This is a genomic window from Dactylosporangium sp. CA-139114, assembly GCF_050955725.1.
Classification (GTDB): domain Bacteria; phylum Actinomycetota; class Actinomycetes; order Mycobacteriales; family Micromonosporaceae; genus Dactylosporangium.
Map to the genome: position 1 here is coordinate 4128070 of NZ_CP192080.1, position 13588 is coordinate 4141657.

Consider the following 13588-nt stretch of genomic DNA (forward strand, 5'->3'; position numbering starts at 1 on the left):
CGGCACGAGGCGCGTTGACGGCGGGAATCCACCGTGGGTGATCGGCGACGGGGGTGCGCACGTCCGGTCGGGGGCGCTGGAGGGAGACGGGCCGTACGGCCGCGGGCGCCGGATGGTGGCCGGGGGAGGGGTGCCGCAGGTGAGCGGCGCTCATCCTCGGGCCGGGGGTCACGGCCCGGTGGTGAGGGAATCCCCGGACATGTCCAGGACGCGGCGAGGGCCCGGCCGCGGCATCGCTGCCGTGGACCGGGCCCTCGTCGTCGCATCCGGGACCAGCGGCGGCCTCAGCCGCGCTCGACCAGGTGGCCGATCAGCTCCGGGGCGCGCAGCTGGGCGCCCGAGCCGTCGCGGCGGGAGTCGGCCTGCGGCAGGTCGCGGGCGTCGCCCTTCGCGTTCGAGGCCACCGGGCGGGGGCCGATCCAGGCCAGCACCAGGTGGGTCTCGCCCTTGAGGAACCGCTGCGCGCGCACGCCGCCCGTGGCCCGGCCCTTCGCCGGGTAGAGGCGCAGTGGCGTCATCTTCGCGTTGCCCATCGTCGCCGTGACGACCATCGGCTCGCCGTGCTCCGGGTCCTTCGTGACCACGGCGCCGAAGAAGATGGCCTGGGCGCCGTCGGCCAGGTTGATGCCGGCCATGCCGCCGCCCTTGAGGCCCTGCGGGCGGACCAGGTTCGCCGGGAAGCGCAGCAGCGACGCGTCGTTGCTCACGAAGGCCAGGGTCTCCGAGCCGTCGGTGAGCCAGGTCGCGCCGATCACCTCGTCGCCGTCGCGCAGGCCGATGACCTCGAACTCGTCGGAGCGCACGGGCCATTCGGGGGCGCAGATCTTCACCTGGCCGTTGCGCGTGCCGAGGGCGAGGCCCGGGGAGCCCGACTCGCGGTCGGCGAGCGGCGCGAGGCCGACCACCGTCTCGCCGGACTCCAGCGGGACGAGCTCCGACGTGGACATGCCGCCGCGCAGGGAGACGGTGCCGGGCTGCTCGGGCAGGACCGGCAGGGGCAGCACGTCGACCTTGAAGGCGCGGCCGCGGCTCGTGACCAGCAGGACCTGGCCGCGGGCCGTGGTGTGCACGACCGCGCGGACGGCGTCGTGCTTGTCGCGGCCGGCCTTGCGGCTGCCCTCCGGGGCCTCCTCGGACTCGGCGGCGGTGCGGGCGACGAGGCCGGTCGCGGACAGCAGGACCTGGCACGGGTCGTCGGTGACCTCGAGCGGGCCGGCCGGGACCGAGGCCGCGAGGACCTCCTTGAGGTCGCCGTCGATGAGGGTGGTGCGGCGGGGCTGGCCGTGCTCCTTGACGACGGCGGCGAGCTCGTCGGAGACGACCTTCTTGAGCACCTTCTCGTCGTCGAGGATCTGGCTCAGCGCCGCGATCTCCTCGTTGAGGCGCTGCTGCTCGGCCTCCAGCTCGATGCGGTCGTAGCGGGTGAGCCGCCGCAGCGGGGTGTCGAGGATGTAGGTGGCCTGGACGTCGGTGAGCCCGAACTCGCTCATCAGGCCGGCCTTGGCCTCGGCCGCGTTGTCGCTGTCGCGGATCAGGGCGATCACCCGGTCGATGTCGAGCAGGGCGATGAGCAGGCCGTCGACCAGGTGCAGGCGGTCCTGGCGCTTCTTGCGGCGGAACTCGGTGCGCCGCGTCACCACCTCGTAGCGGTGCTGCAGGAACACCTCCAGCAGCGCCTTGAGGCCCAGGGTCTGGGGCTGGCCGTCGACGAGCACGAGGTTGTTGACGCCGAAGGACTGCTCCAGCGGGGTGAGCCGGTAGAGGTCCGACAGCAGCGCCTGCGGGTTGACGCCGACCTTGCACTCGATGACCAGCCGGGTGCCGTTCTCCCGGTCGGTGAGGTCCTTGACGTCGGCGATGCCCTGCAGCCGCTTGGTCTTGTTGACCTCGTCGGTGATCTTCTCGATCACCTTCTCGGCGCCGATGCCGTAGGGCAGCTCGGTGACCGTGATCGCCTGCCGGCCGCGGCTGCCCTCCAGCAGCCCGATCTCGACCCGGCCGCGCATGCGGACCACGCCACGGCCGGTCTCGTAGGCCCGGCGGACCTCGTCGAGGCCGAGGAGCAGACCGCCGGTGGGCAGGTCGGGGCCGGGGACGAACTCCATGAGCTTGTCCAGGCTCGCCGCCGGGTGGTTGATCAGCCAGCGGGTCGCGGCCACGATCTCGGCGAGGTTGTGCGGGATCATGTTCGTCGCCATGCCGACCGCGATCCCGGACGAGCCGTTGACCAGCAGGTTGGGGAAGGCGGCGGGCAGCACCGAGGGCTCCTGCAGGGAGCCGTCGTAGTTGGGCTTGAAGTCGATGGTGCCCTCGTCGAGCTCGCCGACGAGCAGCATCGCCTCGCGGGACATGCGGGCCTCGGTGTACCGCGAGGCGGCGGGCCCGTCGTCCGGGGAGCCGAAGTTGCCGTGCCCGTCGATGAGCGGGACGTTGAGCGAGAAGTCCTGGGCCATGCGGACCATGGCGTCGTAGATCGCGCTGTCGCCGTGCGGGTGGTACTTGCCCATGACGTCACCGACGACCCGGGAGGACTTCACGTGCCCCCGGTCGGGGCGGTGCCCCTGCTCGCTCATCGAGAAGAGGATCCGCCGGTGCACGGGCTTGAGCCCGTCCCGCGCGTCCGGAAGCGCCCGGGAGTGGATGACCGAGTAGGCATACTCCAGGTAGGAGTCCTCCACCTCGGTGGTGAGCGGGTTGTTCAGCACCCGCGCACCGGCCTGGTCGAACGCGGACAGGTCGGCCTTGACCGCCTTGGTGCTCTTGCGTGCCATCGTGTTCCGTCGGCCTTCCGGGGTCGTTACGCGTCGATCGTCTCTTGGTCGACCCGCGCCGCGGAGTCGATGAGCCAGTTGCGGCGGGGCTCCACCCGCTCGCCCATGAGCAGCTCGAGGACCTCCTCGGCCCGCTCGACGTCGTCGAGGGTGATGCGCCGCACCGCCCGGGTCGCCGGGTTCATCGTGGTCTCCCACAGCTCGTCGGCGTCCATCTCGCCCAGACCCTTGAACCGGGGGATCGGCGTGACGACCTGCTTGCCGGCCTTCTCCAGCCGGGCGACGGTGCTCTCCATCTCCTGCTGCGTGTACGTATAGATCGTCTCCGGGTTGCGCCCCTTCGTGACGATCTTGTGCAGCGGCGGGACGGCCGCGTAGAGCCGCCCGTCGGCGATGGCCGGCCGCATGTACTTCGCGAACAGCGTGATGAGCAGGGTGCGGATGTGCGAGCCGTCGACGTCGGCGTCGGCCATGATCAGGATGCGGCCGTAGCGCATCGACTCGAGGTCGAAGGTGCGCCCGGAGCCGGCCCCGAGCACCTGCACGATCGCCGAGCACTCGGCGTTGTCCAGCACCTGCTGGATGTTCGCCTTCTGGACGTTGAGGATCTTGCCGCGGATCGGCAGCAGCGCCTGGTATTCCGAGGAGCGGGCCATGCGGGCCGTGCCCAGGGCGCTGTCGCCCTCGACGATGAACAGCTCGCTGCGCTGCACCCCGGTCGAGCGGCAGTCGACGAGCTTGGCCGGCATCGACGCCCCCTCCAGGGCCGTCTTGCGCCGGGCCGCGTCCTTCTGCTGTTTCTGGGTGAGCCGGACCCGGGCCGCGTCGACGATCTTCTGCAGCACGGTGCGCGCCTCGACCTTGGTCTTGCGCGCCTCGATCCAGGCCTTGAGGTGCTGCTCGACGACCTGCTGCACGACCCGGGTCACGGGCGCGGTGGACAGCTCGTCCTTGGTCTGGGAGGTGAACTGCGGCTCGGGGATGCGCACGTGGATGACCGCGGTCATGCCCTCGAGCACGTCCTCCAGCGTCGGCAGGTCCTCCTTGGGGCGCAGCAGGCCGCGGGTGTTGCGGATGGCCTCGGTCAGCGCCCGCAGCGCGCCGCGCTCGAAGCCGCGCCGGTGCGTGCCGCCGTGCATGTTGCGGATGGTGTTGGTGAACGACTCGACGACCCGCTCGTAGCCGGTGCCCCAGCGCAGCGCGATCTCGACCTCGGCGCGCCGCTCGACGTTGGCCTTCATCACGCCGTTCTCGTCGGCGGCGTTCTCCTTGTAGGTGCCCTCGCCGTTGATGAGCAGCGTGCCGCAGACCGGCTTGTCGCCGCTGGGGGCCAGGAACTCCACCATGTCGGCGAGGCCGTTGGGGTAGTGGTAGGTCTCGGTCTCGATCGAGCCCTGCGTGGCGTCCTTGAGCACATAGGTCACGCCCGGCACCAGGAACGCGGTGTTGCGCAGCTTCGCCCGCACCGCCTCGGGGTCCAGGGCCGCGCCGGCCTCGAAGTAGCGCGCGTCGTGCCAGTAGCGGGTCGAGGTGCCGGTGGACGAGCCGCGCTTCATCCGCCCCTGCACGACGAGCCCGCCGCCGCGGCGGAACTTCGAGGTGGCGTTGGGCCCGTCGAACTCGCCCGGCACGCCGTGCTGGAACGACATGTGGTGGATCTTGCCGTCGCGGCGCACGGTCACGTCGTAGCGCGTCGACAGGGCGTTGACCGCCGAGGCGCCGACGCCGTGCAGGCCGCCGGAGGTCTTGTACCCCGACCCGCCGAACTTCCCGCCCGCGTGCAGCTTCGTCAGCACCAGCTCGACGCCGGACATCCCGGACTTGGCGTGCACGTCCACGGGGATGCCGCGGCCGTCGTCGTCGACCTGCACCGACCCGTCGGCGTGCAGCGTCACCTCGATGCGGGTGGCGTGCCCGGCGATGCCCTCGTCGGTGCAGTTGTCCACGATCTCGTTGAACAGGTGGGCGACGCCGCGGCTGTCGGTCGAGCCGATGTACATGCCCGGTCGCTTGCGGACGGCGTCGAGCCCTTCGAGGAGCGTGAGGTCTGCTGCCCCGTACAAGGTCTCGGGTTGTGCGGTCAACTCGGCTCTCTCCAATGGTCCTGGTCCCTGTGCTGCCCGCGAGCGTAGACCTAGGGTCTGACACTTTTTCGGCACCCTGGTGACATGTGGCCCCCGACGCGCCGGATTTCCGGATCGGTGCCGGTCCAAACCACGGCTGGTACGCGAGCCCGCTTCGGGGCCGCGACCTCGGATGATACTGCGCGCCGGCCGGAGAGCCACGGATCGGCGCGCGACGGTGCGGGTCGGATGCGAATCAGATGCCGACGGGTGTGCGGCCGTTGCTGAACTGCCGCACCGCCGCCAGGATCTCGTCCTCCGAGCGGTCCGCGAAGTTCAGGGTCGCGGTGAAGCCCGAGCCGTAGAACAGCTTCATGAACGCGGAATCGACCTGGGTGAACGCGCCGAGGCTGCCCTCCACGCGCGGGTCGCGCGGCTTGACCACGAGCATCTTCTCCAGGCCCCAGCGCCGCCGCCGGATCCGCTCGACGCCCTCCCACGGCAGCCAGACCGCCTGGCCGCGGGTCGGCCGCGTCTTGATCCACAGCCCGGTCGGGGCGAGGGCGAGCACCGGCCCGCCCGAGGCGACGAGGAAGATCTGCAGCCCGAACGCCACGGCGATCACGACGGCCAGGCAGAGCACGATGCCGACCAGCGCCACGGCGTCGCCGCTGGTGTGGTTCGGGTCGTTGTCGGCGGTCAGGGCCAGCCCGAGCGGGCAGGCGAACAGCAGCAGCAGGACCGCGGCGATCGGCCCGAGGACCAGGACGCGCTTGAGCACGCTGGGCCGGGCGACGAACGGCAGGTTGTCCGGGATGCGCTTGGTGATCGGCACCTGGGGCGGCGGCGCGTAGCCGGGCGGGGGCACCGCGCGCGGCGGGCCGTAGCCGGCGGGCGGCAGCAGCTCGCCCGAGATCGGCACGTTGGCCGGTGGGGCCGGGGGCGGCGGTGGCGGGGGAGGTGGCTGCGGCCGGTTCCACGCCGGCGGCCGGGGCCCCGAGGTCGGGCCGGAGGGAGAGTTCGGCTCCGTCACGGCGACACCTTAACCCCGGCGCGCACGCCGGTCACGCGCCGCCGGTGCGATCGACCCACGACGTGTAGCCGCGGGCGGCGTCGTGGCCGCCGTCCATGTAGTGCTCCCGCAGATCCGCGCGGGTCAGGAAGACCGCGGCGAAGATCAGCAGGGCGACCGCGACCAGTCCGGCGATCCCGTGCGGCCACACGTACCAGTCCGGCACGACCTGCGCGTATTCCGCCCGCAGCTCGGCGGGCTCCTCGCCGGTCGGGGCCACCGCCCACTCCGGGCCGCCGACCAGGAAGCACAGCGTGGTCAGCGCGATGATCGGCCCGAACACCCACACCGCGGTGCGGGCCTTGCTGGAGGGCCGGCGCAGGAGGACGGCGATCACGGCGAGCACCAGCGCGGAGACGCCCGCGGTGGCGAGGTTGTTGAGCATGTCGGTCCGCGCCTGGGCGAGCTGGCCGTCGGAGACCATCCTCGTGTGCAGCCCGGCGAGGTGCGCGAGCGCCGCCCAGGACAGCGCGGCGGCGATGCCGAGCAGCAGCGCCGAGGCGATCACCGACCAATGCACCAGCCGGACCTGTCTGGAAACGGACATGTGGCCTCCCCCGAAGTCGGGGTACACGCTATCGCGTCAGCCCCCCACGTGGATGCCCGGACGGCGGGACGGGTCCGGCTCCGACGAGCGGATGATCTCGCGCACCACGGGCGCCGTGTCGCCGCGGCCGAGGATGAGGTACCGGAACAGGTGCCCGAGCGGATTGCCCTCCGCCCACTCGAAGTAGGCGTGCGGGCGGACCCCGGTCGCGTCGCGCAGGGCGAGCAGCACCGCCGCGATCGCGTTGGGGGCCGCCGGGCTCCCGGTGCGCAGCACCCGGTAGCCGTCCACCTCGACCCCGCGCACGCACAGGGTGCCGGAGAACGCCGACGGGTCCACGACGTCGACCTCCAGGAACAGGATGTCGGCCCGGCCCGGCACCGGGTTGTGGCCGCGCTGCTCGGACTCCTTGCCCTCGTACTCCGCCCTGTCCCCGGCCTGCCGGCGGTTCGCCACGATGTTGAGCTCGCCGTCGTGCTCGATCGACTCGGTGACGAAGCGGCGGGCGGCGTCGTCGAACTCGATCGCGTCGGCGCGCAGCTCGGTGGTGCGGCTGACCCGCGAGACGAGCGACACCACGATGATTCCGGCGATGAAGACCGCGGAGATGAGGATGCCGTCGGGCTTCTCGATCACGTTGGCGCCCAGCGCGTACAGCAGAATCAGCGTCAGCACCGTGAACCCGATCCCCGTGAGGCGCTGACCGGCCCGCCACGCCGAGATCGTGACCGCCACGGCCCCGGAGACCATCATGGCCAGAATCCCGGTCGCGTAGGCCCCGGCCTGCGCGTTGACGTCGGCGCCGAACGCGACCGTGATGCCGATGCTGATCGCGGTGTAGACCAGCACGATCGGGCGCACCGCGCGGCCCCACTCCGGCGCCATGCCGTAGGACGGCAGGTAGCGGGGGATGATGTTGATGAGCCCGGCCATCGCCGACGCGCCCGCGAACCACAGGATGAGCACGCTGCTGATGTCGTAGACGGTGCCGAACGCCTCGCCGATCTTCTCGTGCGCGAGGTAGGCCAGCGCCCGCCCGGCCGCCTTCCCGCCCTCCTCGAACTCCCGCTGCGGGATCAGCACGGTGGTGATGAAGCTCGTCGCGATGAGGTACACCGACATGATCGCGGCCGCGACCGTGAGCAGCTTCTTGGTGTTGGCCAGGCGCGACGCCCGCCGCTGCCCGGCGTTGCCGCCCTCGGCGGCCACGAGCGGCATCATGCTGACCCCGGTCTCGAAGCCCGACAGGCCCAGCACCAGCGACGGGAACGCGACCACGGCCGGCAGCAGCAGCCCGAATCCGCCGCCGTGCCCGGTGCTCAGCGCGTGCGTCCAGGCCGGCAGCGCCCCGGCGGTGGTGAACACGTCGACCAGGCCGACGACCACGATGACCGCGTTGAGCAGGAGGAACACCCCGACCAGCGGGATCGCCACGGCGACGGCCTCGCTGAAGCCGAGCAGGAACACGCCGCCCAGGATGAGCAGCAGCACCACGGTGATGATCACCGCGTGGCCGTGCATGAAGCTCGGGAACACGGGGTTCTCGAGCATGTGCACGGAGGCGTCGGCGGCGCTCAGGGTGATCGTGATGATCCATGAGGTGGCGACGAAGCCGAGCAGCACCAGCACGAAGATCTTGCCCCGCCAGAAGGGCAGGAGCGTCTCCAGCATCGCCACGGAGCCCTGGCCGTTCGGGCTTTCCTTGGCCACGCGGCGGTACATCGGCAGCATCCCCAGCAGCGTGAGCGCCACGATGAGCAGGGTCGCCAGCGGGGAGAGGGCCCCGGCGGCCAGCGCGGCGATGGCCGGCAGGTAGGACAGCGTGGAGAAGTAGTCCACGCCGGTCAGGGTCATGACCTTCCACCAGGCCTGCGGCTTGGCGTGCGCCTCGTCGCTCTCCGGCCCGATCGGGGCCACGCGGTGCTCCAGCAGCCAGCGCCCGATCGGGCCGCCGGAACGCTCCTCGGGCCCGGGGGTCTCCACCCGGGCGGGGACCAGGTATTCGGGTGTGGTCGTCATGACCCCTCGGCAATCATCCGGTCAAAGCCATCTCGATTTGCGGAACAAGCGGTAGAGCACCAGCATCCCGGCGGTCATCACGAGCACCGCCACGCCGAAGCCCCAGCGCCACGACGTGCCCGGCATGTGGTCGAAGTTCATTCCGTAGACGCCGGCGACCGCGGTCGGCACCGCGGCCATCGCCGCCCACGCGGCAATCTTGCGCATGTCATTGTTCTGGTCGAGCCCGACCTGTGCCAGCCGGGCCTGCAGGATCGAGTCGAGCAGCTCGTTGTACGTCCCGACGCGCTCCACCACCTGGTTGAGCCGGCCGAGCACGTCGGTGAAGGGCTGGCGCAGACCCGTCGGCAGCTCGGAGGCGATGTCGGTCATCAGCCGCAGCGGCGCCTGCAACGGCAGCACGGCCCGCTTGAACTCGACGAGCTCTCGCTTGAGCTGGTAGATCTGCTGCACGTCGCAGCCGCCCTGGCGCCGGAACGCGGTCTCCTCGAGCTTCTCCACGTCCTGCTCCACGCGGGTGGCCACGTCGTGGTAGACCTCGACCATCCGCTCGATCACCGCGTAGCCGACCGCCCACGGGCCCTGTGCGAGCAGGCTCGGCCGCCGCTGCAGCCCCTCGCGCACGTCGGCGAGGGCGCCCGCCCCGCCGTGGCGCACCGACACCACGAAGTGCGCGCCGATGAGCAGCGTGACCGCGCCGGTGTCGACGACCTCGGAGGTCTCCGTCAGCTCGGCGTGCTCGACGTACCGCGCCGTGCGCAGCGTGAGCACCGTCACGTCTCCGCGCCGCTGGATGGCCGGGCGGCGCTCGGCGTCGAGCGTCTGGTCGACGGTCGCCTCGTCGGCCCCGACCGTCTCGGCGATCGCGGTGAACTGCGACCAGCTCGGCTCGAACAGCCCCAGCCACACGAAGCCGTTGCGCCGGCGCCGGGCCGCGGCGAAGGCCTCGGCGAACGCGGGGCGGCCCGGCTGGCGGCTGCCGCGCACGTACAGCGCGCAGTCCATGACCGCCGCGTCCTCCTCCGCGCGCGGCAGGAGCTGCGGCATCGCCTCCGGGGGCTGGATGCCCTGCAGCACCCGGCCGATCAGCCGCCCGACCCGGCGGCCGACCCGGCGGCCCGGGCTGAGCTGGGTGTCGTTCATGAGCCGTCACGGTACCGCCGCCGCGCACGTCAGCCGCGTGTCGGGTCGTGTCGGTCGCGTGTCGGCGCCGTGTCGGTCGCGGCGGGCAGAGTCCGGGACATGACGAACGACGTGATGGTCGAGGCGAGCGGCCTCGTCAAGCACTTCGGCCAGACGAAGGCGCTGCAGGGCGTCGACCTGGTCATCCCGCGGGGGACCGTGCACGGCGTGCTCGGCCCCAACGGCGCCGGCAAGACCACCGCCGTGCGCATCCTGTCCACGCTCATCCGGCCGGACGCCGGCACGGCCCGCATCGGCGGGCACGACGTGGTCCGCGACGCCGGGAAGGTCCGCGCGTCGATCGGGCTGACCGGGCAGTACGCCGCCGTCGACGAGGACCTCACCGGCCGGCAGAACCTCGTGCTCTTCGGCACCCTGCTGGACCTGGGCCGCAAGGGCGCCCGGGCGCGGGCCGCCGAGCTGCTGGCGTGGTTCGACCTGACCGGCGCCGCCGACCGGCCGGCCAAGACCTACTCCGGGGGCATGCGCCGCCGCCTGGACCTGGCCGCGAGCCTGGTCGGCCGCCCCGACGTCATCTTCCTCGACGAGCCGACGACCGGCCTGGACCCGGCCAAGCGCGAGGACATGTGGGAGGTCGTGCGCAAGCTCGTGCGCGAGGGCTCCACGGTGCTGCTCACCACGCAGTACCTCGAGGAGGCCGAGGCCCTCGCCGACGAGATCACGGTCATCGACCACGGCCGGGTCATCGCCCACGACACGCCCGAGGGGCTCAAGCGGATCGTCGGCGGCCAGACCCTCGAGGTCCGCCCGTCCGACGAGCGCGACCTGCCCCGCGCCGCCGAGATCCTGACCATGGTCTCCTCGGGCGCCGCCGCCGACCGGATCCGCGCCGGCGTGCTGGCCGTGCCCGTCTCCGGCGACGCCGCCATGGCCGAGGCCGTGGCCAAGCTGACCGCCGAGGGCATCGCCGTCACCGAGCTCTCCCTGCACCTGCCCTCGCTCGACGAGGTCTTCCTCTCCCTCACGTCCAAGCCCGCGGAGGTTGCGGCATGACCACGCTCGTCCTCGACCGACCCGCGCCGAAGCCGTTCAAGCTGCTGCGCCACTCCCTCGAGCTCACCCGGCGCAGCCTCATCAAGACGATGCGCACGCCCGAGCAGCTCATCGACGTGACCGTCCAGCCGGCCCTGTTCATGGTCATCTTCGTCTACGTCTTCGGCGGCGCGATCTCCGGCTCGACCCATGACTACCTGCAGTTCGTGATGCCGGGCATCCTGGCCCAGACGATCGCCATCGGCGCGATCTCGATCGGCGTGAACCTCAACACCGACCTCGAGAAGGGCATCTTCGACCGGTTCCGCTCCCTGCCGATCCCCCGAGCGGCACCGTTGATCGGCGCGGTCCTCGGGGACGTCGTGCGGTACCTCCTGGTGACGATCTCCACCTTCACCTTCGCCTACGTCCTGGGCTTCCGCATCGGCTCCGACCCGCTGCACGCGGTCGCCGGCGCGCTGCTCGCCGTCGTGTTCGCGCTGTCGCTGTCCTGGGCCCCGGTGCTCATCGGCATGCTGGCCCGCACCTCGGGCGCGGTGCAGGGCATCTGCTTCCTGGTCGTGCTGCCGCTGACCTTCGCGTCCAACGTGTTCGTCGCCACCGCGACGCTGCCGGGCTGGATGCGGGGGTTCGTGCGCAACAACCCGCTGACCCACCTGGTCGAGGCGATGCGCGGGCTGTTCCTGGGCACGCCCGGCTACGGGGTGCACGTGTGGTGGACGCTGGGCTGGTCGGCCGCCCTCGTCGCGGTGTTCATGCCGCTGGCGCTGTGGGCCTACCGCCGCAAGGTCTGAAGGTGTACGTCCACCAGCTCCCGGATGCGGTCGGTGACCTCGGTCATCGGCCGCCGCCGCCACGCCGCGAGCCGCTGCTGCGCCGCCGGGTCGGGCTCGCGGGCGGTGTCGATCACCGGGTCGGCGCCGGGGTCGGACAGGTGCATCGCGACCGGTGAGCAGCGCTCGCCCAGTGCCCGCAGTTCGCGCGCCGACGCCGGGTCGCCGCGGCGACGAAGAACACCGCGCGGACCTTGGCAGCCGGCGCCCGGGCCTGGTCGGCGCTCGTGCAGCCCCCGCGGGGCGGCGTCGAGCAGCCCGAACCGGTCGCCGGACGTCCTCGATCGGCATGTGCCGCCGCCAGGCCACGGCGAGCTCCAGCGCCCCGGCCATGACCCGCGCGGTGAGCGGGGCCAGGGCGGCCTCGTCGTCCGGGGCGGGCAGCCGGTGCACGACCTCTGCGGGCAGGGACGGCCCCGGTGTCCTCCGGCGGTGCCCCGCACGGCCTCGGCGAGCGCGGCGGCGGTGACGGTGCGGCCGCGCGCGTCCCACGACCTCGCCGGGCCGGGACGGCCCCGGCGTCCTCCGGCGGTGCCCCGCCCCGCACGGCCTCGGCGAGCGCGGCGGCAGGGACGGTGCGGCCGCGCGCGTCGACGAGCGAGCGGACCGCGGCGGCGAGGCGCTCGCCGAGCACCGGGCGGCCGTCGACGGCCGGCTCGCCCGGGGTGGTGGTCGGCGCCGGGCAAGGATGCCACCGCGGCGGGGCTCAGCGGGTGGCGGTCTGCTGCGAGTCGTCGAGGAGGGCGTACAGCAGCGTGCCGAGCACCACCAGGGTGCCCGCGAACACGGCCCAGCCCAGCGCCAGCCCCGCGATCACGACGACCGCGCACTGGAAGAGCATCGCCAGGAAGGCCATCCGGCGGGCGTGCCGGTCGCGGGCGGCCGCCGCGCCGAGTCCGGCGGCGAGGACGACGAGGAGCACGGCGAGTACGACTCCCGTGATTTTGACCGCCACCTGGGCGGCGGACGGGTCGGCGCCGGCCAGCGACATGGAGTAGGCGTCGATCACCCCGCCCAGGGCGACCAGCGTGACCCCGATGACCAGGCCTTCCAGGAGGATCCCCACGGCCGCGATGAGCAGCGCCAGCGTTCGCATCCGGTCAAGTTACTCTTTGGTAGGCCTCGATTTCCACTCTATGTGCGCGGGGGACTCGGCGTCGGGCACGAGCACGGCCGGGGCCCCGGTGCCGTCGGCCGGCACGGACCAGACGTCGGCGTGGTCCCGGTCCCGCGGCAGCGCGTACATCACCGTGCGCTCGTCCCGCCAGGCGATCTGGTCGTCGACGCTGCGGGTCTCGGCGAGCACCGTGGTCCGCAGGGTCGCCCGGTCCAGGACGGCCGGGCGCCAGCCCTTCGCCGGGTCGGCGCCGACGGCCTGCTTGAACGCGATGCGGGTGCCGTCGGGCGACAGCGACGGGCACTCGACGTTCTCGGCCAGGGTGCGCAGGGTGCGGGCGGTGAGGTCGCCCTCGACGAGGTACCGCCGGCCCTGGGTCGACATCGTGGCGTAGAACGTCCGGTCGTCCGGCGCGAACGTGACGCCCCAGAAGTTGACGTCGGCGGCCTGGTACGGCCGGCCGTCCCGGGTGAGCGCGAACGTCTCCAGGGTGCCGGCCAGCAGGTCGCCGGAGGTCGTGTCGAGCACCCCGACGCGGGTCGAGAACTGCCCGCCGTTGTACGAGTCGCCGGTGACGAACGCCGTCCACGTCACCAGCCGCCCGTCGGCCGAGACGCGGGCCCGGTTCGGGACGCCCACCATCGGGTACGTGTCCCGCTCGCGCAGGCTCCCGTCGAGCACGGCGACCTGGTAGGTCGCGAGCGGGCCGTCGGGGCGCAGGCAGATGACGGTCTGCGCGGCGGCGTAGACGCGGTTGCAGCTCACGGCCGAGACCTTGCGGGTGGTGCCGTCCACGACCGCGAGGTGCCCCATCGACCCGTCGGCGGTGCTGCGGACGAGCAGGTCTCCGGGCTGGAGGTGGATGGCCTCGGGGGCGGCCGCGGCGGCATCGTTGCGGTGCGCGGCCCGGAAGATGTAGGCCGCGGCCCCTCCGGCGAGGATCGCCGCGACGATCGCCGTTGACAAGATC

Annotated in this window: 11 protein-coding genes; 2 read left to right on the plus strand and 9 right to left on the minus strand. The window is 72.4% G+C overall.

Annotated features, from left to right (window positions below):
* Nucleotides 1-284 precede the first annotated feature (284 nt).
* From ACQP2P_RS18805 to ACQP2P_RS18830, 6 genes are all read right to left on the minus strand, one after another.
* Entirely contained in the window at nt 285-2771 is a 2487-nt protein-coding gene (locus ACQP2P_RS18805) for a DNA gyrase/topoisomerase IV subunit A (RefSeq protein ID WP_433617694.1), read from the minus strand.
* A gap of 26 nt (nt 2772-2797) precedes the next feature.
* Entirely contained in the window at nt 2798-4855 is a 2058-nt protein-coding gene (locus ACQP2P_RS18810) for a DNA gyrase/topoisomerase IV subunit B (protein ID WP_433617696.1), read from the minus strand.
* Between the two features lie 235 nt (nt 4856-5090).
* Nucleotides 5091-5867 carry a hypothetical protein gene (locus ACQP2P_RS18815; protein WP_433617698.1) on the minus strand — a complete coding sequence of 259 codons (777 nt, stop codon included), beginning with the start codon at nt 5865-5867 and terminating at the stop codon, nt 5091-5093.
* A 31-nt stretch (nt 5868-5898) separates the two neighbouring features.
* Nucleotides 5899-6453 (minus strand): hypothetical protein, encoded by a 555-nt coding sequence (locus ACQP2P_RS18820; protein WP_433617699.1) that lies wholly within the window; start codon nt 6451-6453, stop codon nt 5899-5901.
* Nucleotides 6454-6489: 36 nt separating this feature from the next.
* Nucleotides 6490-8472 (minus strand): amino acid transporter, encoded by a 1983-nt coding sequence (locus ACQP2P_RS18825; protein WP_433617701.1) that lies wholly within the window; start codon nt 8470-8472, stop codon nt 6490-6492.
* Nucleotides 8473-8493: 21 nt separating this feature from the next.
* Entirely contained in the window at nt 8494-9615 is a 1122-nt protein-coding gene (locus ACQP2P_RS18830) for a magnesium and cobalt transport protein CorA (RefSeq protein WP_433617703.1), read from the minus strand.
* Nucleotides 9616-9714: 99 nt separating this feature from the next.
* On the opposite strand from ACQP2P_RS18830, the gene ACQP2P_RS18835 reads away from it, so the two are divergent.
* Entirely contained in the window at nt 9715-10668 is a 954-nt protein-coding gene (locus ACQP2P_RS18835) for an ATP-binding cassette domain-containing protein (protein ID WP_433617704.1), read from the plus strand.
* The gene (locus tag ACQP2P_RS18840) at nt 10665-11462 is read left to right on the plus strand and encodes an ABC transporter permease (RefSeq protein ID WP_433617706.1); all 798 of its coding nucleotides are present in this window, start codon (nt 10665-10667) and stop codon (nt 11460-11462) included. The genes ACQP2P_RS18835 and ACQP2P_RS18840 overlap by 4 nt, the downstream gene beginning before the upstream one ends.
* Here the strand turns inward: ACQP2P_RS18840 and ACQP2P_RS18845 are convergent.
* The 3 genes from ACQP2P_RS18845 to ACQP2P_RS18855 form a co-directional block, all read right to left on the minus strand.
* On the minus strand, nt 11444-11608 hold the full coding sequence (locus tag ACQP2P_RS18845) for a hypothetical protein (RefSeq protein WP_433617707.1): 165 nt from the start codon (nt 11606-11608) through the stop codon (nt 11444-11446). The genes ACQP2P_RS18840 and ACQP2P_RS18845 overlap by 19 nt on opposite strands.
* 599 nt (nt 11609-12207) lie before the next feature.
* Nucleotides 12208-12597, minus strand: coding sequence for a hypothetical protein (locus tag ACQP2P_RS18850; protein WP_433617708.1), 390 nt, complete (start codon nt 12595-12597; stop codon nt 12208-12210).
* A 9-nt stretch (nt 12598-12606) separates the two neighbouring features.
* Nucleotides 12607-13584, minus strand: a complete 978-nt coding sequence (locus ACQP2P_RS18855; protein ID WP_433617709.1) for a hypothetical protein — start codon at nt 13582-13584, stop codon at nt 12607-12609.
* Nucleotides 13585-13588 lie beyond the last annotated feature (4 nt).

What these genes read in the sequence shown, in the direction of transcription:
- ACQP2P_RS18805 (WP_433617694.1), bottom strand. Translation starts at nt 2,771, where the DNA reads ATGGCACGCAAGAGCACCAAGGCGGTCAAGGCCGACCTGTCCGCGTTC.
- ACQP2P_RS18820 (WP_433617699.1), bottom strand. Translation starts at nt 6,453, where the DNA reads ATGTCCGTTTCCAGACAGGTCCGGCTGGTGCATTGGTCGGTGATCGCC.
- ACQP2P_RS18825 (WP_433617701.1), bottom strand. Translation starts at nt 8,472, where the DNA reads ATGACGACCACACCCGAATACCTGGTCCCCGCCCGGGTGGAGACCCCC.
- ACQP2P_RS18830 (WP_433617703.1), bottom strand. Translation starts at nt 9,615, where the DNA reads ATGAACGACACCCAGCTCAGCCCGGGCCGCCGGGTCGGCCGCCGGGTC.
- ACQP2P_RS18835 (WP_433617704.1), top strand. Translation starts at nt 9,715, where the DNA reads ATGACGAACGACGTGATGGTCGAGGCGAGCGGCCTCGTCAAGCACTTC.
- ACQP2P_RS18840 (WP_433617706.1), top strand. Translation starts at nt 10,665, where the DNA reads ATGACCACGCTCGTCCTCGACCGACCCGCGCCGAAGCCGTTCAAGCTG.
- ACQP2P_RS18845 (WP_433617707.1), bottom strand. Translation starts at nt 11,608, where the DNA reads ATGCACCTGTCCGACCCCGGCGCCGACCCGGTGATCGACACCGCCCGC.
- ACQP2P_RS18850 (WP_433617708.1), bottom strand. Translation starts at nt 12,597, where the DNA reads ATGCGAACGCTGGCGCTGCTCATCGCGGCCGTGGGGATCCTCCTGGAA.